Source organism: Pseudoalteromonas obscura (genome assembly GCF_030135505.1).
GTDB classification, from domain to species: Bacteria; Pseudomonadota; Gammaproteobacteria; order Enterobacterales; family Alteromonadaceae; genus Pseudoalteromonas; species Pseudoalteromonas obscura.
Genome location: NZ_JASJUT010000001.1, coordinates 125,063 through 147,260, shown reverse-complemented (window position 1 = coordinate 147,260; position 22,198 = coordinate 125,063). Strand labels below are relative to the sequence as shown.

Sequence of the window (22,198 nt, the reverse complement as noted above, 5' to 3'; positions counted from 1 at the left end):
AAAATTGGCCGGCAAAACATACAGCCGGCCTCGTTAACACAAGGGTATAATAATGACATTGTCACGACGCGCTTTTTTAAAAAGCGGTTTTGCTGTTGCTGGTCTGACTAGTGTTGATGCATTTGCTTCGCCTTGGATAAGGGCGCTGCTTAATGAGTCAAATAGTTACCATGCGTTATATCTCAATAAATATTTATTTAACGAGTTAACTGCTTTACTAGCGAAACAACTGCACCTATATCAAGACTCTGATGTACACATTCAAGCGCTTGAATGTGTATCTAAAATGCAGAATGAAGAGGTAATTTATCAGCGCTTATCAGCTATTTTAGCCAATAGTAAGCTCAACATGCAGCTACTGAATATGCATCGTTTGCAAGATCTGCAAGTGCGTTTCAGTCAATATTTAACCGAGTTTACGCAAATGCAAAACCTCTCAGGGTATCTCAGTTTTGGATTACCTGATAGCGAGTTTGATCCCATTAATCATCTACCGTTTTTTAATGGTCAAACTTATACCATGACACACGCACTAAATGAGTCATATTCTCCATTACAGAGGACTGATTTCTCTGGCGTAGTTCAACCAACAGAGTTAATTGGAAACACACCAAAAATCAACGCTTCAAGTGTGGAGCTGGCCGCTATTTACGATGGCCCTCACAGCTATTCAAGCGCTGAATTTATGAGCATGATGCTACGTATTAAACAGGTCATGCCCTCAGGTGGTAAGTTAGTAATGCCGCTCTTTAATGTGCAACAAACAACACATAAACATGTGGTATCAGTGTTTAATGATTGGAAAAACTTGTTGCATGGCCGTTCATGGCACGCTGCTCAAGCTCAAAGAAATCGGCTGCAATCTGTGGCTGCTTGGCATAAAGAAATGATGGTGTATGGCTATAAAGTGCATACCGTTATTCCGGTCGAAGAAAACACCATGCTTCCTGAATATCTCAGCATTTACGAAAAGGTTTAAACATAATGGAATCATTAGATAACAAAGGATTATCAAGACGCTCATTTTTAAAAGGTACAGGCGCTGGTATGGGGATCTTGGCCAGTAGTATGCCAAGTCTTGCGTTTGAAAACGTTTTTAATAATCACAATGGTGCAGTTGCCACTGGTCAATTAAAAAATGCAGGTCTGTTAGAACAAACGCAAACTAATTCACTGTTCACCCAATTGACTACCGCGCTCAACTTTAAACAGTCTAAAGGTGAGAAAGTACTCGTAGTACTAGGGCAAGTTAGTACTCAGGCATTTCCGCACAGCGTTGATCATAAGTTAGTCAGTGCTTGTTTGGCACACTTGCTAGAAAAAGGTTGCAATAGCCAGGACATAGCTATTGCTTATCACGCCCCGAATACACTAGCCAGCAATTCTCCTTTAGTCAGGGCTATCGCACCGCCTGAAGAAGACAGCAGGCTTCATAAGGCTCAGCTCGTTAACGTAGCGAATAGCGATGCTTGGTTAACAGTCGAAATGCCGAAATCATTACCAAAAGTGAAAATACTGGAGCAGGCTCAAAGCGCTGATCACATTATTTTCTTAGATCAACTAACTGATAAACATGGCTCGATAAACTGTCCATTAAAAGGATTAGCTAAGGTATTATTCGACTCTCAGTCATTTAGCAAATATAGCAATCAGTATGAAGACTTGTTTAATATGAACGAAATACATAATGCGATCTCGAAAAAGGTACGTTTACTTGCTTATAACACATCACGCTTCATCGCTAAATCGAATGGGTCTGATGTACAAATACACCATGTCCATCCAGGCATGCTCGCTATATCAAATGATGTAAAAAGCCATCAATTATTTGCTGAAAACTATCTGCATAGCGTACTAAATACAACACCAGAGTCGAAATATAGCGCTCAAGAGCTTACTTGGTTTCAATCTGGAGTAAGTCGTGACCCTATGACCATAGCGCATATAGAAAAGACGATACGTAAATCAGGTGCTTCTTTGAGCAAATTAGAGCTTGTATAAGCCCTTAGTTGTTACGATAAGTTATTGCTTTTATGCGATTTCACTGAAAAGCGACCGACACTCATAATGTAGGTCGCCATTCCCTTAGCTTTGTTTATGTCTCGCTTGAAGCGTCTAATGCAGCAACGCTTTGTACAATTGAAGCAGCTACATTGGTTACTTTAGATTCTTTCAATTTACACACAAAGCGCTTTGTGTGAAAAATATAGTTGAACACTTTTTAATCATGTGAAGGAAACTAAAATGAAATTACACCTCAATAAAAAGAATCTAAAAAACTTATGTAACAAGAAAGTAGTAGACTCGGAGCAAACGCCATTAATCGCAGGTGGTGGCAGCGCTATCCCTCCAACCAGAGTTCAAAAGGGTTGCCCTTATTTCTCATACTTTCCTGTAAACACTTGCTACCCTCGATAATTTAGGTGGCAAATGGGGCACGCAATATGCCCCATTTCAACATTAAAACAACCAGACTAATTGACATAAAACAGGCTGTATTTCACTAAAAAGTCAGGTATCTGGGTAATGTTCAGATTACCTTGTCTAAGCCTTGTCGAAGTTCACAAATTTCTTATAAAACTGTAAATAGGCCTTTGAAGTTGAGAGGCTTTGCTTTTTTTTAAAAGTATTCGGTACCCATGCTAAAATCTACGTGTTCTGAGTTTTCTCTTAATCTACCAATAAATACTACTCTAAAAGAGGCATTATATTTTATAAAAGTGCAGAATATTCATACAGCTGATAGTGAAGTCGAAAGAAACCCTTAAATCTCGCGGTCATGAGTTTAAGGACGATAGTTTGTACTATAGGAATGAAAATAACACTTTAGTTTTAGAGTTAGAAGATATCACTCATTTTCGTCTGTATTCAGTTAAATATGTGAAATATTTTTATTGTCAAATTGAGGTTGCCGCCAACATTGCGCTGAACTAATAAGTGAGATTTGAATGACTTCTCTCCGTCAACATAGGATTTAAGGTCGGTTCTCTTAAACATCGAAAAGTGGACACAGAATAATATTGCGAGTGAAGATAGGCAATGACGGCTTTGAAGAGAATATAAGCTTCATTGTTGCTCACGGTTTTATGAATACAGCTTTCGAAAGCTCTACCACATCATGGCCTTGCGGTGTTTTGGGACAGTCAGGTTGTACTCAATATGGTGACAATCTATTGAATTCTTGTTATTGTTATGCGTATTAAATTGTGTAAACAAGTGACCGTTACCAAGCGACATTTGTGTAGGATATAGAGAGAAATTAGGGTAGTAAATGACTAACAAGCCGTGGAAAAAAGCGATAATCGAAGTACTCAAAAATTCGGGTGTTGCTATGACTAGAACTGAAATTGCGGAGTCAATTGTTTCAGAAGGTTTGCGTGAAGACGTAGGGTCAACTCCGGCAAACACCGTAGTGTCATATATTAGCACTTCCATGTCTAAAGAAGGTGCTAAGTCTCCATTTTTGAGAGTCGGGCGTGGAGAATATGCCTTAAGAGAACTTGTAGAGTCTTGCTCTTCAGCGGAGCCAGAGAAGAAGCAGTCTAAAACTGAAAAAAGTGGCGCAATAAATGCGTTTGGCATGTTTTGGTCACGAGACCTAGTGTCATGGAAAAATAATCCGCTACTGTTGGGGCAACAACAACTCGGTGCGACGCCAGTTGATATGGGCCAGCAGTTTGGAATATATATTCTTTTTGATGGGCGTGATGTAATTTATGTAGGCCGATCTGTAGATAGGCCGATTGGGCAAAGGCTGTATGAGCACACTCAAGATAGATTACGTGCTAGATGGAATCGCTTTTCATGGTTTGGAATACATGAAATTCTAGAAAATGGAACCATGGACACAGAGCGTTATCATGTTGCTCCTGATGTATTTATTGCAATGCTTGAGGCTGTGCTAATAGAAGCAATGGAACCCGGACAAAATAGAAAAAGAGGCGATGATTTTTCAGGCATAGAGTTTATTCAAACTGAAGACCCTGAGATAGAAAAAAATAGAAAACTGGCTATTTTAAGTCAAATGAGAACAAATCTACTGTCTTAAATATTACTTATTTTGTATAGATACGAGAGCACATTATTGACGATAAAGTGTTGGTTGTTATTTCTGCTAACTTATGGAAAGAAGAGAAAGTAGAACGATTAAAAACGCGACTTATTGACGTGTTTGGTGATAAAAGTACAGATTCAATTTATTCTAGCTAAAATGGCTATAGTAAAGGTCTGACCCAGTGGCTAAAAACGTTTATTTTGCGCACCTAGTACAGGAGGATGGATAACCTATGAATACGCAAGGTCTTAAGCATGAATAAAGAGTCTTATTAAGCCTGCTCCTGACTTTAGGTGGTCTATACTCCTTACATCTTTTATGTTGATTAAATAAATTTGGTAGGTTAATAATTTTCTTGAAAAGTTACAAAAGGTTTTTGTTTTGTGATTTGTATGTTTATTTATTTGTGTGCCATTAGTTTTTTTAGACTCAAATTAATTGAAGAGGGTGTGTTTTTATTTATATTGTTTTTTAGAAAATGAATTCGATGTATAATTATGAATGTAAAGTGTATTTTTTAAACGCCTTTAAAACCCTACCAATTGGTTCAGCTGTTTATATGCAGTATATTCTTAACGAGGATTTATAATGAAGAAAATTATGTTTCTAGCTTTATTGGCATCGCCACTTAGCTCTTTTGCTGGAGAGTTAGCTTTGGATTCCACTGTTTTAAAAGTCAGAAACACGTCAAATAACTCAGATACGTTTGAGGTAGTGCTCGATAAAAACGTAAAGAATTGCTTCGGTAATGTGATTGCATTTCCTAGCTCAGCAGCGCCTAATAAAGAAACTCATGCAAGGGCTTACGCGTCGGCATTAACTGCATTGACCACAGGATTGAAAGTTCGAATTTATGCATATGCAGATGCAGACGAATGTAAAAAAGCATCCTACATAGAATTGACTAAATAACATATGCTTATTTGCCGCAGTTTCCTGAAGCGGCACTGACACAATTAAGAAAAGCCCTTGCATTAAAGAAAGGGCTTTTTTACATACTACTTTGTATCACGATCCATGTTTATCAATATTTTACTCAAATAAAAGCAGGTAAGAGCCTTTCGGCGATAATCTGTTTGTACTGGGGTTTGTTGTCGTGCGCTGTATGTACGATTAACAGATCTAGTTCATCAACAATCATGATGATTTGGCCATTGCCACCTTGAGCCGACATACCTAAATAACTTTTATCGCCTACTTTCATGTCGACACCCCACCAAAAATATCCATACCCCTGTTTTGAAATGTCTTTTCCGCCCCAATGTACGTCATCATCTCCCGTGAATAAAAGCCTGCTGGTACCATCTGTAATGAACTCTGCAGGAATAAGTTGCTCGCCTTGCCATTTACCCTTGTCCATCGCTAGGATACCAAACTTAATCATATCGCGTGATGTTATGCTACTGCGCCAACCTGCTTCAGGTAGGCCGGTAGAGCCATTTGTGCGCCATTTATAATTGGTGATCCCCATTTTGCTAAGTAGTTCATTTTTGATAAAGCTTTCTGCAGATCCGGGAACTACGGCCTCGACAACTTGCATCACAAGGGCTGGACCGTAGCCATATTTGAACGTTTGAGATTGTTTAGTGATCGGCGCGCTATTTTCAAGAATTGTTTGAATTTCTCCTTGACCCTTTAATTGATTTGGAAGTTTGTAAATCTTAGTTTTTTGCTCATCACTAACTCGAATACCAGAAGTCATCGTTAACGCGTGGCGCAGTGTTATTTTATCTGCACCTTTAACTAATTTGCTTTTGTCTAATTGCTTAAGAAAGTCAATAAACGGCTTGTCCAAATCATCTATTGAAAGGTAACCAAGTTGAATAGCACGGCCAAGGGCTAAGCCCGAGTAAGTTTTGGTCGCAGATGCTTGGTAATGAGGTAAGTTTACGCGGCCTTTTCCGTAATAGGATTCAAAAACAAGCTTTCCTTTGTGAGCAATGAGTAAACTGTCGAAAGTCCCATGTTTGTAGGCTGCAATCTCTTTAGCAAATTGAACTATCATTTTTTTATTACTTCCATCAGCGCCTAATTTACCTACGCGTATTCCATCTTGTCTATTCGCAGGAGAAGCATCGATAAAAGCATTTTCGAGGTAAGGGATCTCTGTATAAGTTAGCTTTGCTCCAGCAGCTGAAATTTCGGGTGCATGATCTTTACTTTGTTCGGTATTTTCAGAAGCGAAGCTGCTGTAACTGGAAACGAAAGCGGCAACTACTAAGCTTGTCACTGTTAATCTGATCGCCATAGGTATTCCTATTGTTATATTTATAATCAATACATGAAATGGACTCAGCTAATCTATTCAGATAGGAACCAATTCAAGTTATCTACTGACTGTCACTGTAGCCGAGCAAAAATTTATTGCTTGTGTTTCCTATGACTTTTAGATTACCTCGAACTGATATTTTATTATTTCCATACTTATCAAAAGTATAGGGGGGTAATTAACTACAAATGCTTTACGCTTTTTCTTGGTGATATCGTTAAATCATGAAAATAGTTACTTGGTTGGACAGCATTTGAACGAGGTATTGATAGCGCGATGAGCTGGAGTTCAGGGCTCAATTTGTAGAATGACGCATGTAATACTTTGTAATAGGCATAAAAAACTACCTTTCCTATAGTGTTAACTTAACCTACAAGGAGTGAAATCATGCCTTTTATTTCAATGCCAAGAAGTTTACGTTCTAAAACAATTACTGCTGATAATCAGGAGTTTGTACCTAACTCAATGATAGATACGCTTTTCGATTACAAAGCGTTTTTAGACCGTTCAGACGCAAATGGCTCGATTGTATCAAGCGCACCAAAACAACAGAAAAAAGTGGCTGTCATTGGTGGAGGGGCCTCTGGCTTGGTCACCGCTTATGAACTGTCAAAAATCGAAAATATTCACGTTACCTTGTACGAAGCAGCGGACCGCCTAGGCGGGCGCATGGATTCGGTTTACATTGAAGATGGTGACTTGAATCAAAAGGTTTTTGAGCTTGGATGCATGCGTTTTCCACCTACTTCATATACCTTGTATCACTACCTCGATAAGTTTGGCCTAAAAGCAACGCCTAACTTTCCAGATCCAGGGAAAGTACCGACCAAATTATTATATGAAAATCAGGTAATCAACTGGCCCAAAGACGAGCCGACGCCAGATAGCGACGATTTTAAAAGGATTGGTGATGATTTCGGTCGTATTATCAACTACTTGTTAGGTGATGTATCGGCTCCTAATGTAGAGAATCCGAGTAAGCTTTTTGATTACTGGGCAATATATCAGTCGGATCCTTCTGAGCAAACTAAACAAAAAGTGGTCGATGCATGGCAAAAAATTATTACTCAATATGCTGGCGTTACCTATTTTGATGCGGTTTTTGAGTTAGCACAAAATAGGGCACTCGCTACACCTCCATGGACACAAGAAGATATGAACAAGTTCGGTGCTTTGGGCGTAGGGGCAGGAGGGTTTGGACCATTGTATGGCGTTGACTTTGTCGAGATACTCAGGCTGTTTGCGAATGGTTGGGAAGATAACCAAGAGCTATTATTAGATGGAATTGGTGCACTAACGCAAGCGTTTGAATTTGCATTGCTAGATGCTAAAACAGCAGACGGAATTCCAAAGGTATCGATTGAGTTAAATGCCAAGATAAAAAGCATCGCTAAATCAGCTGACAAATATGAACTGTCGGTGAGTAACAATGGTGGTCGGATTGACATATCTCAATTCGATTCAGTGGTTGTTGCGACAACGACAAGAGCAATGGAGTACATGGGGCTCACTGTCCCGAATAGTATGAGTTCGCTGCAGGCCGGTCAATCACAAGACCTTATTCCTCAAAACGCAAAAGTTGCAATTAGAAACCTTCATTTAATGAACTCATCAAAACTATTTGTTACGACAGAGCGTAAGTTTTGGTATGCAGACAATAACCCAGATGGAAAAGAGTTGCCATTCAATATCCAGACAGATGAACTGATGCGCGGTCTATATTGCCTTAATTACGATGAAGATATTGATGGAGAACCAAACACAAAAGGCAAAGGCGTGGTGCTAATTAGCTACGTGTGGGGTGATGATTCTTCGAAATTGCTTGCGCTAACCCCAGAAGAGCGTTTTCAACAGTTCTTGCCTGCTATTTATGCTGTGAACCCTGAATTTGCAGCGTTGCTTGAAAAACAAGCGCAAAAAGTATCTTGTATTGACTGGGAAAGCACGCCGAATATTTATGGAGCCTTCAAGCTGAACTACCCGGGTCAGGAACAAAGCAACAAAGATGCATTTTTCCAATATCAGCAAAAAGAACAAGGCCTATTTCTTGCTGGGGATAGCATCTCTTGGGCGGGAGGATGGCTTGAAGGAGCGATGCCGACGGGAATTAATGCAGCATGCGCTGCGGCTCAATTCGTTGGCGCAACAATCATTGAAAACTCGCCACTAACAGGTATTTCCAAAGATATGTATGACTATGCACCAGGCGACAATACTGGGTTTTGCACATTGAAAGAGAGGGGGTATCTGGGGGCTTCCTCTATCTCTGCATACAGGTTTGGGCAAGGTGACTTCAGTATTGAAGCAACAATTCGCACTTCTAGCGCTGGCACTTTAGTTGGTAGTAAGTCGACACAAGGTGGAAGCGGCGGATATCTATTGGTTGTGCAGCCCAATGGTGCTATTAAATTTGCCACCGATAATGGTGAAACCTTCTATCAGACTATTAGCGAACCTGCAAAAGCAAATGATGGAGATTGGCACCAAATCGTGGCGGTTCGAGTACAGGGAGATTTAAAGCTATACTTGGATGGAAAAGTTCTTAAATCAACCCCCTCAGGTGCCGCAGAGCAAAGCCCCTTAAACGTTTCAAATTCTCTAGACGTATTTGTAGGATCTGTGCAGCAAGCGCAAGAACCTTATGCTCACTATACGGGTGACATTTCACAAGTGAGACTTTGGAGTCGTGGGCTTAACAGTCGAGAAGTTTCTATTCAATATTACCAAGGTAATGTAATTGCTGGAGATGGACTGGTAGCGCATTGGCCTTTGGCCGTAAATACCAATGATACTTCAAAAAATGAGAACAACCTCTCGATCCATGGTGACGTCAGCTTCTTGCCTGTGCCTTAAATCATCTAACGCTCATTTTGACGGCCAATCCTTAGCGGTGGCCGTCAAAGTGCTCACTTAAATGCTTCTCAACTAAATTTGGATAGGGTGTATTAGTTAAGCTGCTTCGATGATATTGAAGTTAAGATCCCTTGTAATAGATAAAGGTTATACATTTATATAATGCACTGAACACAGTTTAAAATAATACTTTAACTATCAATGTGCTTAGCCAAAATGGTATATTATTTATTGATTATATTAATAAATGAGTTAAATAATGACCAATTTTCTTGAAGCAGGGATTAGAGAGCTAGTCGACGAATTTCATGCCAATGGAAAGCCATGCCCTTCAACGCAAACCATCTCAGAAAGACGTACGGGCTATATAGCGAGCACAGCGTTGGCGGGTGAAAGCCCTAGAATAGGAGATGAATTTATAGATGTTATTAATGGCGTTCAGGTTAAAGTATACAAACCGAATGATCAGGTTAATTTACCAATAACTGTATATTTTCATGGTGGATGTTTTATTAGTGGCGGTTTTGAAACTCACGATATTCAGTTGAGACAAATAGCACATTTGTCCAATTCTATTGTTATCTGCATCAAATATAGGCTAGCACCAGAGCATACATACCCTGCGGCTCATGATGATGTTTACCAAGCTGCGCTCGGTATTAAAGAGTTTGGACAAAAATATGGTGGTGATCCGGCGCAAATAGTGTTTGTTGGTGATAGTGCTGGTGGTCAATTGGCATTAGCCACAACGCTTAGGCTCAAGCGAAATCAACAGTGGTTACCACGTCGTCAAATTCTAATTTACCCTATGTTAGACCCCAAGGGGAGTTCGGATAGCTACAGAGAAAATGGAGCAGATTATATTATCACAGCAAACATGCTGTTATCTGGTTTCCATTTATACGCAAATAGTGAAGAAGAGTTGAACGATGAGACCGAGCTAAACTTACTAGGTTGCAACTTTAGTGGATTGCCGAGTACAACTATTATCACCGCTGAGTTTGACCCTTTGCGTGATGAAGGGGAAAAGCTTCACAAGTTAATGCGCTCCCATGGAGTTGAAGCGTATTGTGAGTGCTATCCAGGTGTTATCCACGGTTTTTTCCAGCTTTGTGGTGTGAGTAGATCCGCACAAAGCTGTATTTTAGCAGTTGCAAACCAAATTAAAACCGAGGAACAAGCACGCTAGTAGGTGTATTGTCATTCACTGGTGAATTCCTAGTTAGCATGCTATGAATTCACCGAAATTTACAATCGCTTTAACTTATAATCGAGTAAAAACGGGCGAGTTTTGTACGCCGTAACTTCTTAATCTGTAAGCTGAACACAGCTTTTGTAGCAACTAATTTTAAGAGGTTATTGAATGACGGCTTATTATCACTATACGACACTTAGTCTTGCAGAAAAAATTAAAGACGGCGGTTTGTCCACCAACTATTTTCGGACCAATAAAAAAAGAGCGACGGCCGGTGGTAGCTTTGACATTGATAAGGCACAGAACTATGACAAACGGGTTTCTAGCCAACTAAACGATTTTGCAAGCTTTATTGCTCGAGAAACACAGAGTAATGATCCAAAGGGGCTACACGCGGCGCTGATACAACTAGCAAAAGAGCAAGCTGAACTATTAGAAAGCAGCTTGGCATTAGACCCTGTTCAACTACATAAACAGTATTTAATGAATCTAGAGTGCTTGCTAGGACAGGTGTATCACACGTCTGCTCCTGCAAAAAACATGGCTAGGGAGTTGGCATTATTGTTACTAAAAATTGAAGTGGTAGACAAGATATCTCATTCATCACTATTCAAAAAAGACATGGTCGCCAGCACCAAGCGTTTCACACTTAAACCGCAAACCAAACAGGAGTTAGCAGGGCTATTTTTAAAATCGGACAATCATCTCTACAAGTGGATAAAAGCGCTGGCTGTGGCGTATACAAAGTTCTATTACGACTCCGAGGAGATAGTATGCTCTACGCACATTTATTTTTTCGACCGTCACAGAGCTGAAAATGAAGGAACAGATTACATCAAAAGGCTTCGAAAGTTTGAAAACGACATTGTAATACTGAAAGTAGATCTTAAAAAAGAAGAGGTGATACTAGATGACGCTCAAGGCAACGCGTTCATGGCCGTAACACAGCATATTCCACCATCAAAAATAGAATTTCAGTATATTGCGTCCAATAAAGCGAGCTGGTCTGAAGGTGGGAACTGGGTGAATATCAAGAATCTTGGTAGTCTCTGCGCCATATAAGCTTTTCAGCAAATTGCATGCTTACGTGTGTCTTGTGCTATCTAGTCAAATCAATGGTGTGACGGGGAGTCGTGTATTATCTCGTTATTTGGTATGTGATGATGTATACATATCGTAATTTATTTGAAATTTAAAGGTTAGTACTTTTGGCGTTTTTAGCTATCTTTTATAACGGTAGCTGTGAGTATTCATTGGGCTCTATATTGGGCGCTTGAAATAAAGTCATAGTTTACAGCTACTCTAGTTGGAGAGATGACATATGGCTGGTTTGAATGTACTCCAGTCATGATAACTATATTGAAAATAGAGAGTAGACATGAGTTCAAACAACGTAAGTATTGTGAATCTAATTTTTGCTATTTTTCTACCACCAATTGGCGCTTTTTTACAAGTCGGATTTAGTGCGCACTTTTTTATCAATATTGTGCTTACGCTACTAGGCGGCCTACCTGGTATGATCCATGCCATTTGGTTGGTCGTTACGAATAAAACAGGTGATTAAAATTACTTTTTCTAAAATTGGCGAGTCAGGTTTAAAACCCAACTCGCCAAATACGTTTTTATCGACAGTGAGCTATATAAACTAATCGGTTTTACCACTCACTAAAGCATTCCGTTTTAATTTATCTAGATAGTGCTTAAAGTCTTTGAGATAAAACTGAATTTTACTAAGAGGGCAGCTCAGGTAAGTAGGGGGTTACAAATAAAAATGCTGCCACGAAGGACAGCATTTTGGGTCTCTATAAAAGAAAGGAACTGGTTAGAAGTAAGCTCTAATACCAAGCTTCACATTACGCCCAGGCAGAGGCGCTTGTTCTTTGATGAATGAACTATGTACGAAGCCCAACTCATCAGTAAGATTCTCTAAATTCAAGTAACCGACCATATCGACGCCTTGCACATCGAAATCGTAGCTCATGCTAGCATCGACCAGTGTATAACCTTTAGTAACGGTTTCGTATGATGTAATCTCGTCTTGCTCTAGGTAGCGTGTGATTGTCATATCAGCTGAGAAAGAGCCTCTCTCATACGCATAACTCACACCAAGTTTATTACTTGGAATACGTGGTAAGTTTTGTCCGTTGTCTAACTTGGCACGTAGGTGATCACCAAATACCTTGACTCGGTTCAATTCGTTGATTTGATAGTGTACGTCAAACTCTAAACCGTATAGTTTTGCGTCTTGGCTAACAAACTGATAAACATCACGTGCGCCTTCGTGCTCGTGATCAGCTACTTCTAATCCGTGTTCTGATGTGAAGAAGTAGTCAGTTTTTTCTTGGTAGTAGAAATCTGCAATATCGTTGTAGAAGAAGTTTACTGTGTATCCAAAATCACCAACAAAACGACGGAAGCTAATGTCTAAGTTAGTCGCTGTTTCTTTTTCGATGTCAGTGGGTTCGAAATGAATTTCAGTGCCTTCGATATGGTAACCTAGACCTAACTCATATGTGCTAGTTGCGATGTGCAAGCCATTAGATAACAATTCTGCCGTAAGTGGTGCACGCTCAGAGCGAGACAAACTCACTGCGACATTGTGACCTGGAGCATAGGTATATACGCCACCCACAGACGCACTAACATTGGTCATGTCTAACGTGTAATCAGAAATTCGAGTAGTTTTGACTAACTCTTCTTCGTGATCATGGTCGTGGCCGTGCTCGTCTTCGTCATGACCGTGCTCATCATGATCATCATCGTGACCAATATGCGTTTCTGTGATCTGACTACTTAATTCGTAGTTTTCAACACGTGCACCTAACTCGAGCGTAAAGTCACCAAACTCACGCTCTTCTAGTACGTAGAATGCGTGTGTTGTGGTGTTAGTCGCTGGAGTAAACGCTTCCGCGCCTTGCGCTTCATAGTCGCTATCAGAGTAGTGATATCCAAAGATACCATGCCACTGGCCGATACGGTGTTCGAAGTTAGTTCTTAGTTCTGTAGTTTCGTTTTTGAAAACTGTACCAACTGCGCCGGCTTCAATCTCCGCGTGTTCGTAATCTGTGTATCCAGCACGAATTTGAATCGATTCTAACCAGTTATTGTGAAGCGCGTAGTTGAATAATGCCTGCCAACGGTCTTGTTTAACGCGTGCAAACACGTTGTGATTTTCTTCGTCATGGCCGTGTGCATCTTCATCACCATGGTCATCGTGACCATCTTCATCATGTCCGTGTTCGTCATGGCCATGTTCATCATCGTGATCGTGCTCATCGCCGTGATCATGTCCATGATCGTGACTGTGAGCTGGAATACCATAGTCTGTTTCGATGCTACCGTAAGAAAAACCAACAGTCATGTGGTCTGACACATAGCTTGTGCCAATGTTGAATACTTCAGAATCAATGAATGTATTGTCTACTTTCTCAGCATATTCGGCTGCGTGCTCTTCACCTTCATGCTCGTCATGGCCGTGTTCCTCGCCTTCGTGTCCATGTTCATCTTCATGATGCTCATCATGATCGCCTGGCAGTTTAAAGTTTGGCGTATCGTAATCGCCACCTTTGCGTTTTACACCGTCAAAGTGGAAGTTGAACCCGTCATGGCCAGCTTCAAATAATGCAGCAACCGTGTTGGTGTTTGAGTTAGTGTCATGACTGTAATCGACAGCACCATTTGGTGTTTCAACGATATCTGTTGGAATACGATTATCAACCACGTTAACAACGCCGCCAATAGCGCCTGAGCCGTATAGCAGTGTTGCTGGACCGCGTAGAACTTCTATTTGTTCTGCACTTAGGGCATCGTTTGTATTTGCATGGTCAGGGCCGATGCGTGAAGCATCGCTACTGTCTAGGCCATTTTGTGTGATTTTTACGCGAGGGCCGTCCAAGCCACGAATGATTGGGCTTGATGATACTGGACCAAAGTAACTCGCATTGATGCCTGGAAGGTCCTTTAACGTTTCGCCAAGCGTTGGCTTTGCAGAATTTTTTAGCTTATCACCGCTGATTACAGTAACCGGAGACGCCATCTCCATATTGCTTTTGTGAAGCGCTGAAGCGTACACAACAATACTTTCAATAGAACTAGGTGTAAGCGTTACAGTAACGAAAGGAGAATCTGGATTAACGCTTAAACGTTCATCGATAAAATTGTTTTTTGAAACATGAAGCTCAGAAGCAGCGTCTACCGAAATGGTGAAGTTGCCATTTTCATCTGTTTTGATGGTTTGAGACTTACCGTGCAGATGTACGCTTGCATTGCCGACAGGGAGATTGTTTTTATCGACGACTTTACCGCTTAACTCACCAGCATGAGCTGATGTTGACAGCATAATTGCGCTGACACTTAGAGAAATCAAAGATTGCTTAAACATTGTACTTCTTTTCTTTATGTGATTGTGAACGTGTAATAATATAACACTGCAAAAAGCATAAAACAATGATGTTATACTATAACTTTATATTTGAATTATGGTTGTCTGTTCCTATATTTAAAATAATATGGTGTTTATAAGACGGTGATATGACAGGGCCATTTGTCTTTAAAGTACGGTTGAAGATTGCTGATTTGTTCCATCAGGCGAATCATTTGGAGTCTTTTACGACCGCATTACAAAAAACCGAGACCTTGCAGCACTTTGTGCTCAAGTTAATAGGCTATTGTGCATTGTCATATAAAGATGAAGTGCGATGGCTTAATAGCCGGGAGAAACATCACCCAGATGTGTGGCATGAACTGGAAAACGGCGAGATTGAAAATGCACTATTTGTCGAACTGCCAGATCTCGGTGAGCTACAAAAGTACACTAAGCTTTATTCGAAAACGATTATTTTCAATGTAGAGAATACAGAGTGGTTTCAAGATATCGAGCCTCATCTAGTCGCATTTAATAACGTTAAAATATTTGCTATCAAAGCACGCTTCGTTGATGAGCTAGTTGATGCGTTAACCGGAAGCTTACATTGGGATGTAATTATTGAAAATGGCGCCATTAGCATCAGTAACGGCGACGAGTATTTTCAAAGCGATGTCGTGAGATTACGTTAGTTTGATCACAATATTAGTCAGTGGCTTTGAGCAGCACAATAGCACCTCACCATCTCTCACAAATGCCAACGGCTCTTGATTATAGGCGACTTGACCTTCAAGTAGTTTAGCGCGACAGGCCCCACAATAACCTTCTCGGCATTGATAGGGTACTTCAATATTGTTTTTTTCTAACGTACAAAGTAGCGAAGGTGACTGAGCCGCAAAATTAAGCGGCTCATCATGGTCTTCTATTGAAATTTTTAGCTGTGGCCTTTCTTCCATTACAGGTCGAAATCACCAAAATCAGAAGCGCTGACTTCAGAATCAATCTGACCTACAAGGTATGAACTGATCTCTGCTTCTTGTGGTGCGACTTGTACATTGTCTGATACCAACCAAGCATTGATCCAAGGGATAGGGTTGCTCTTACTTTCAAATTGAGCCGGTAAGCCTACCGCAGTCATTCGAACATTTGTGATGTATTCAACATATTGACACAAAATATCTTTATTAAGACCGATCATTGAACCGTCTTTGAATAAATATTCTGCCCACTCTTTTTCTTGCTCTGCTGCTTCAACAAACATCTTAATTGCTTCTTGCTCACACTGAGCTGCAACGATCGACATTTCTGGGTCGTCTTTGCCTTCTTGCATGATGTTTAGCATGTGCTGTGTACCAGAAAGGTGGAGTGCTTCATCGCGTGCAATCAGCTTGATGATTTTGGCGTTACCTTCCATTAATTCACGCTCTGCAAAAGCGAAAGAACATGCAAAACTGACATAGAATCTGATCGCTTCAAGAATGTTTACTGACATAATGCAAAGGTATAGTAACTTTTTCAGTTCGAACAAGTTAATGTGCACTGTTTCACCGTTGATCTGGTGTTTGCCTTCGCCGTACATGTTGTATATTGAGACTTTCTCGATTAGCTCATCATAGTATTTAGTAACAGAATCAGCTCGCTCACTGATCTTCTCGTTTTCAACTATGTCGTCGAAAATAAGCTCTGGCTGCTTCGTTACATTTCTAATGATATGCGTATATGAGCGACTATGGATCGTCTCACTGAAAGCCCAAGTTTCGATCCAAGTTTCTAATTCTGGAATTGAGACTATTGGTAATAACGCAACATTAGGAGAGCGACCTTGAACACTGTCTAGCAATGTTTGATATTTTAGGTTGCTCAAAAAGATATGTTTTTCGTGCTCAGGCAGTGCCTGAAAGTCTAATCTATCTTTACTTACATCGACTTCTTCTGGACGCCAAAAGAAAGAGAGCTGCTTCTCGATTAGCTTCTCAAAAATCGGATATTTCTGTTGATCATAGCGAGATACATTAACAGATTGGCCAAAGAACATTGGCTCTTTTAGTTGGTCATTATGTTTTCTGTTAAACGTAGAATACGACATAAATAATACTCGACACCAAAAAATATGGCGGCAGCTAAAGTTAGCTAGAACCGCGGAAAAGTTTACAATTTATCATGACCTGAAGTAGTGTGAATCGGTCAAAGCGATGATTTTGATACTGCACCCAAATCAGCTCCTTACCACTTCATGTCATTAAACCCAGAGCGTGTTTTTCAATATACGAATGTATCACAGAAATAGATTTTTCACCGCAAATATATTTCAGACAATTGACGCTTATGTGTCTTGACAAAAGAGCATTGATAAGTGTAACAATGTATCGTTCATGGCAGGTGGGTTTAAATATAGCCTTTAATTACAGTGGGTTATGTTTTTATTTTTGGCATCTAGGTGCATTATTCGATCAGGAGAAACTTTATTTCAAATTGAAAGAAAGTGAGGTTTCGCATGCAGTCCAGCTCCGTTTGGTTATGAAGCTATAAATATCAATTTCATTAAAAACGCCATACTCTAATCCAATTGAATAAAACGTTTGCTCTTTGATAGAGCATAGGCAAAATTGCGTTTTTATGCGTATGTGTAAGTGAAGACACTGTGCAATGACTTTTTCTGAAGTGAAAGATTGCAAAAGGGCACTAAGGCCTTTTGCAATCTTTACAGTTGGCCTGAGCTAATTAGCACCAGTCGCGGAAACTACCGTGGTTACTATATCGATATTTTCACCGTTATTTCTGTACTGGATCATCTTAATGGATTGTTGATCCGAATTTAGGAATAACATAATAACGGGTCCGTCATCGTCGTTGCCGTAGTTAATTTGAATCCTAGGTTCATTTTCAATTGATCTTCTATCAAAAATTTCGACAATCATCGAGGGAGCAAAACTAACGCCGGAATCAAAATCTATCGTACCATCTGATTCAATAATCACCGTATTGCGACTATGGCCATCACCAGTCACAGCATAAGTATTTGCAAATGCAGTCACAAGCTCAAGATTAGGTATACTGCCGTCAGTCGCTTTCTCTGTAAACTGACCTAAGAAGGTGCCACCTTCCAGAGTACTTAAATTGATTTCGTGGAATTTTCCATCGAGGACAGAAACTTCATATTTAAATCCTCGTTCCTCATCTTCATAGATATACTTTTCACCGTCTTTTTCAAACTCATCAATTGTAATTTCAGAGCCATTATTTGCGTCTGGGTCCGGGTCAATAAATAGTGCACCAGAACCTGAGAAGGTAAACTGCACAACTTGTCCATCGCTATACGACGAGCCACTTTCACTCATAGTAAAGGTCAGGGTAAAGGATTTGCTTTTAAGGGCATCGGGTAATGAGTCACTGCCATCGTCATCTGAGTCATCGTTGTCTCCAGAATATCCAGGCATCCAAGTGTAAGTAAGGTCTGATGTTGAAGTCACGCCTTGTGTTGAGATGGTATATTGTACACTGACTACGACTTTGGTTTCATCTGCACTCACAAGCTTGAAAGAGAAATCAGAAACAGTAATACCTTGGGATTCTATTTGTGATTTAATTTGTTTTTCAATCTCAGCTAAATCTTCAGGGTTAGGTGCTGGGATATTTTCAAGCTTAATTTCAGGTAAATTCACAGAAATTCCCGCTGTAGTGGATGTACCAGTAATCGTTAAAGTTGGTGTTGTGTCATCATTGTCTTGATCATCGTCATCATCATCTCCGCCACCAGGTAATAATCCGCCAGGTATGAAATCAAAGTTTAAATCGTCCAAATCAAGGTCTTTTAAAATATCGTCAAGACCTTCTAGTGTTTTCTTTATTTCATCAAGTGAAAATATTCCAGCTATATCCGCGGATAGGGCAGATACCCCAAAACTATTTGCATATGCCGTGATTTGGCTAGACAAATCCGCTACAAATGTATCAGCATTGTAGATTGGATTTTCAAATGCTTTATCGCCAACTTTACCGTCTAGCACATTGTCTAAGAAATCCGCTTTTAAGCTATTGAGTATAGCAATGGCCGGATTGTCTTGGCTTTCACCAAGTTTAGCAAGCCCCGCGAGTGTCGCGGCATAGATCCCAGCTTGATCATTGTTAATTGATCCAGCTGCATTTTCTGAGACCAATTGTGGCACTTGTAAAATGTTATCCAATGCCGGTGCGAGCGCTTTTTTGATCTGTTCATTGACGGCATTGACTGAATCAGCATCGCTTACGTTGGCTGAGATAATCGAGTTGGCTGCAATTTCAGTTAATGTGGTTACGCCAACTTGTTCTTGTAGTGTCGCCATAACAGCGCGCAATGTAGTCGACGCTGGAAGCGCCATGAATTGGCCTTTTGATTCATCAAAATACTCAGACTCTGATGTTGGTTTAACTTCAACAATGAATGGTCCTGAGGTTCCGTTTGGCACTGTTATTGTTGCGCTACCGGATTCGCCGGTCGAGCCTGTTGCGCCTTCTACAGCTTGCTTATTTGCAAGTGTAAGTAGCTGAACATCCGCATTTTTTATCAAACCTAATGAGGGTGTAACGGTGACTTTAGTACTTTGATCGGTTGGGGGTGGAGTGGTAACTGGATCGTCATCGTCATTATCTAAACAGCCAGAAAGTGACAACAGGGCCAAACCCAAGCACAATCCTTGGAGTGGTTTATACATGTTCATAGCATTGCCTACAAGGTTATTTAAAACAGTTTTGCTATTGCATCTAACAATCTGCCAAATCCTTGTAATATACTTTTACAACCACTGTTTGCTCCCGGCCAATGTTGACTGCGCGATCCAATAGCTTAATAGAATGTAGCCTAAAATTGCTATTTTAGAAGTAATGTGAAGAAAACATGTCTCTAAAGAATGTCTACACGGTCAACCAGCACCTCGCGGTGTTTAAATTTACAAGTAGAGTCAGTCGCCTCTAATGTATCTAAATAGCGACCTGCAAGTACTTTAGTTTCGCTATCACTCGACTTGTTTTGCAAATATAAAATGAAGTTTGAGTATGCACTTAGTTTTTGATCCGCATCAGTAAATATACGGCTGCTGGTAAGTAAATGGATAGATTTGTTTTTGGCCCTAGCAGAGTCAAAGCGTTGCGCTAACTCTTGGTGGCCCGAAAGTGACACATTCAGCGCTTCAACGTTAAATGTGGCATCTTGAGTAAACAAATCTGTGTACTGTTTGGTTGTTCCTTTGTCTCTAATTTTTGTGTATTGATAGAGTGTTTGTTCGCAAAGTTGGTGCGTTTTTAGATCTAATGATGGAGTTGCAGAGCAGCCAGCTAATAAAATTACTGGGAGTGCGATAAGTTGTTTCATTGAATAGTCCTTGTTTTTCTATTTTGGCTTCCTTGTCGCCTTTATTTAGAAGTATGTTTACTTTTTTTCTTAATGGCGACAAAGCTAGAAGCAAGTGCGTACACAACATACACTAATACCAAAGAATTACCGAGCACCAATACATCTTTATCCTCTGCAAACAACCACAAAAAGGAGAGCGCAACGGCGGCAAGTGTGATGCGTGTTACTAGAGGGTTCGTTTTACTCTTTTTAGCCATCAAAGGTCCCAAAACCGAAAATGAAGGCTCATTATAAAGTGAAAGCATAGCATTAACCAGAATTTGGCTCACTTTTACATTCGGAGTCTTGTCAGAAAATATAGCCATTGCTGTTTCTGGGTATTTTGTATTGAATTGAACTATTTGTGGGCTTCTTGACTTAGGTTAAATTTTTACCTCAGCTGCAGATCTAAAATATAGCAATTGCAGGGAAAACATATAACTTTATATGGTTAAAGCAAATTTATCGAAATTACTAAAACGCCTTTTTAGAATTGATTTAAAAAAATTAATATTGGCATTAGCGACTTGTGGCGTCGTTTTAACCTCCATTAATACCTTGATTGCCAGCTACAATGTGCACAGAAACGTGTTCATTCAAGATACGTTGCATGCAAATAGGGTTTATGCGACAAAGCTTGCTGATGTGACCGAACTGTTTTTACAGTCAGTTAATAGCCAGCTGAATGTCAGTTCTTATCATATAGCTGGACACATACAAGAAGGAACAAACGTAAACAGTGAGTTGAAACGCTTATTGTCGCAAACAAATAGTTTTGATTCGCTGGCTGTTGTTGATGCAACAGGTACGATAGTTGCGGTCGAGCCGAGCTTACCGATCATTGGCAAACGTATATCAACTCCGCAGCTAGATCAGGTTAGCCTTCAAAAACCTGTGGTATTAGAGCCTTTTATCTCTCCAGCGGGCAATTTGATGATAAGCCCAACATATCCGCTTTTTTCTAACCAAGGTCAGTATTTAGGTTTTGTCGCTGGTGGGATTTATCTTCATGGTGAAACGATACTGAACACGCTCTTAGGCAAACATCACTATGCGGATGATTCATATTCCTATGTGATAGATAACAACAAAAAGATACTTTACCACCCAAACTCTCAACGGATTGGTGAAAAAATACGAAATAACATTGCCATAGACCTTGTATTGAGCGGCAAAGCTGGCTCTACAGAACTAGTCAACAGTGTTGGCAAGCCAATGTTGGCGGGTTATGCGTCTATTCCTATGACTGGCTGGGGCGTAGTGAGCCAAAGGCCTCTCAATTCAATATTGGAACAACTGGCGCTGACATATAGATCTGTTGTGTATTCTAGCATCCCATTTACGGTGGTGATTTTAGGCTTAATCCTGAGCGCCGGAATTTTGATCGCAAAGCCTTTAGCATTACTGGCCAAACAACTTGCAGCCCTAGACAAGCCAAATTTTGAAGCGACTAATGTAAGTGCTTGGTATTACGAAGTTGCCAATCTCAAATATGCGTTATTGCAAAGCAATCGAGCTGTTAGGCAGGTAATTAAATCTTTGGATATGGATAGAAAAACAGATCAACTTACATCTTTACATAACCGCTTGTCGTTAGAGCATTGGTTAGAATCAAGTATACATTCAGAAGCTGGCTTTTCGGTATTGGCAATTGACATCGACCATTTTAAAACGATAAATGACCGTTATGGACATTGCACTGGTGACAAGGTATTAAAAGAGCTCGCAAAATTAATGAGGCAAAACGCCAGAGTGAACGATTTTTGTTGTCGCGTTGGTGGTGAGGAGTTTTTGGTCTTTATGCCAGGCCAAACACTGAATGAGGCCATGCATACAGCGGAGCGTTTACGAAAGTTGGTATCCCAGCATGTTATGCCAGCAGGAATTAATATAACTGTGTCAATCGGGGTCTCTCAATGGCGCAGTAATGCAATGCGGATAGACACTGCCATCGAGATGGCTGATAAAGCGCTTTACGAAGCAAAACGAACTGGAAGAAACAAAAGTTGTTGTTTCGAAGCGGCATAAGCATACTTTTTGTGCATAAAAACGCATATCGTTTACAAACTTTTAGCTTAGGCAATGATCTTTGTCTT

General features: G+C 40.2%; 18 protein-coding genes. 11 read left to right on the top strand and 7 right to left on the bottom strand.

Translation table 11 applies throughout. The features are described 5' to 3' along the window. The first annotated feature begins 52 nt into the window (after positions 1-52). The 5 genes from QNM18_RS00695 to QNM18_RS00675 all read left to right on the top strand — a co-directional run bounded on the left by QNM18_RS00695 (position 53) and on the right by QNM18_RS00675 (position 4,966). Positions 53-979 carry a hypothetical protein gene (locus QNM18_RS00695; protein ID WP_211012172.1) on the top strand — a complete coding sequence of 309 codons (927 nt, stop codon included), beginning with the start codon at positions 53-55 and terminating at the stop codon, positions 977-979. Positions 980-984: 5 nt separating this feature from the next. Then, the gene (locus QNM18_RS00690) at positions 985-2,001 is read left to right on the top strand and encodes a hypothetical protein (protein WP_284136015.1); all 1,017 of its coding nucleotides are present in this window, start codon (positions 985-987) and stop codon (positions 1,999-2,001) included. A gap of 243 nt (positions 2,002-2,244) precedes the next feature. Then, a complete protein-coding gene (locus QNM18_RS00685) occupies positions 2,245-2,418 on the top strand; it encodes a hypothetical protein (RefSeq protein WP_211012170.1) in 174 nt (57 codons plus the stop codon). An 853-nt stretch (positions 2,419-3,271) separates the two neighbouring features. Next, positions 3,272-4,048, top strand: coding sequence for an HTH domain-containing protein (locus QNM18_RS00680; protein ID WP_211012169.1), 777 nt, complete (start codon positions 3,272-3,274; stop codon positions 4,046-4,048). Between the two features lie 594 nt (positions 4,049-4,642). Then, positions 4,643-4,966: a DUF5992 family protein gene (locus QNM18_RS00675; RefSeq protein WP_211012168.1), complete on the top strand. Its 324-nt coding sequence runs from the start codon at positions 4,643-4,645 to the stop codon at positions 4,964-4,966. Between the two features lie 124 nt (positions 4,967-5,090). Here the strand turns inward: QNM18_RS00675 and QNM18_RS00670 are convergent, their stop codons facing one another. After that, positions 5,091-6,302 (bottom strand): serine hydrolase domain-containing protein, encoded by a 1,212-nt coding sequence (locus QNM18_RS00670; RefSeq protein ID WP_284136014.1) that lies wholly within the window; start codon positions 6,300-6,302, stop codon positions 5,091-5,093. Between the two features lie 408 nt (positions 6,303-6,710). Between QNM18_RS00670 and QNM18_RS00665 the strand changes: the two genes are divergently transcribed. The 4 genes from QNM18_RS00665 (at position 6,711) to QNM18_RS00650 (ending at position 11,935) form a co-directional block, all read left to right on the top strand. After that, positions 6,711-9,176 (top strand): FAD-dependent oxidoreductase, encoded by a 2,466-nt coding sequence (locus QNM18_RS00665; RefSeq protein ID WP_284136013.1) that lies wholly within the window; start codon positions 6,711-6,713, stop codon positions 9,174-9,176. Between the two features lie 259 nt (positions 9,177-9,435). Beyond that, a complete protein-coding gene (locus QNM18_RS00660) occupies positions 9,436-10,365 on the top strand; it encodes an alpha/beta hydrolase (RefSeq protein WP_284136012.1) in 930 nt (309 codons plus the stop codon). A 174-nt stretch (positions 10,366-10,539) separates the two neighbouring features. Further along, positions 10,540-11,433, top strand: coding sequence for a hypothetical protein (locus QNM18_RS00655; protein ID WP_284136011.1), 894 nt, complete (start codon positions 10,540-10,542; stop codon positions 11,431-11,433). A gap of 316 nt (positions 11,434-11,749) precedes the next feature. Continuing rightward, positions 11,750-11,935 (top strand): YqaE/Pmp3 family membrane protein, encoded by a 186-nt coding sequence (locus QNM18_RS00650; protein ID WP_211012164.1) that lies wholly within the window; start codon positions 11,750-11,752, stop codon positions 11,933-11,935. 258 nt (positions 11,936-12,193) lie between these two features. Here QNM18_RS00650 and QNM18_RS00645 read toward each other — a convergent pair whose 3' ends face one another. Next, complete coding sequence (locus tag QNM18_RS00645) at positions 12,194-14,752, bottom strand: TonB-dependent receptor (protein WP_284136010.1); 2,559 nt, start codon at positions 14,750-14,752, stop codon at positions 12,194-12,196. A gap of 149 nt (positions 14,753-14,901) precedes the next feature. On the opposite strand from QNM18_RS00645, the gene QNM18_RS00640 reads away from it, so the two are divergent. Further along, entirely contained in the window at positions 14,902-15,426 is a 525-nt protein-coding gene (locus tag QNM18_RS00640; protein ID WP_211012162.1) for a YaeQ family protein, read from the top strand. Here QNM18_RS00640 and yfaE read toward each other — a convergent pair. The 5 genes from yfaE to QNM18_RS00615 all read right to left on the bottom strand — a co-directional run bounded on the left by yfaE (position 15,418) and on the right by QNM18_RS00615 (position 20,428). Beyond that, positions 15,418-15,690, bottom strand: coding sequence for a class I ribonucleotide reductase maintenance protein YfaE (gene yfaE, locus QNM18_RS00635; RefSeq protein WP_211012161.1), 273 nt, complete (start codon positions 15,688-15,690; stop codon positions 15,418-15,420). The two genes, QNM18_RS00640 and yfaE, sit on opposite strands and share 9 nt — an antisense overlap. Then, complete coding sequence (gene nrdB, locus QNM18_RS00630) at positions 15,690-16,820, bottom strand: class Ia ribonucleoside-diphosphate reductase subunit beta (protein WP_211012160.1); 1,131 nt, start codon at positions 16,818-16,820, stop codon at positions 15,690-15,692. The genes yfaE and nrdB overlap by 1 nt, the downstream gene beginning before the upstream one ends. A gap of 631 nt (positions 16,821-17,451) precedes the next feature. Continuing rightward, positions 17,452-19,431 (bottom strand): hypothetical protein, encoded by a 1,980-nt coding sequence (locus QNM18_RS00625; RefSeq protein WP_211012159.1) that lies wholly within the window; start codon positions 19,429-19,431, stop codon positions 17,452-17,454. Between the two features lie 182 nt (positions 19,432-19,613). Continuing rightward, a complete protein-coding gene (locus QNM18_RS00620) occupies positions 19,614-20,081 on the bottom strand; it encodes a nuclear transport factor 2 family protein (protein WP_211012158.1) in 468 nt (155 codons plus the stop codon). Between the two features lie 41 nt (positions 20,082-20,122). Further along, positions 20,123-20,428 carry a hypothetical protein gene (locus QNM18_RS00615; protein WP_247687479.1) on the bottom strand — a complete coding sequence of 102 codons (306 nt, stop codon included), beginning with the start codon at positions 20,426-20,428 and terminating at the stop codon, positions 20,123-20,125. Positions 20,429-20,549: 121 nt separating this feature from the next. On the opposite strand from QNM18_RS00615, the gene QNM18_RS00610 reads away from it, so the two are divergent. Then, positions 20,550-22,130 (top strand): sensor domain-containing diguanylate cyclase, encoded by a 1,581-nt coding sequence (locus QNM18_RS00610; RefSeq protein ID WP_284136009.1) that lies wholly within the window; start codon positions 20,550-20,552, stop codon positions 22,128-22,130. Positions 22,131-22,198: the final 68 nt, after the last annotated feature.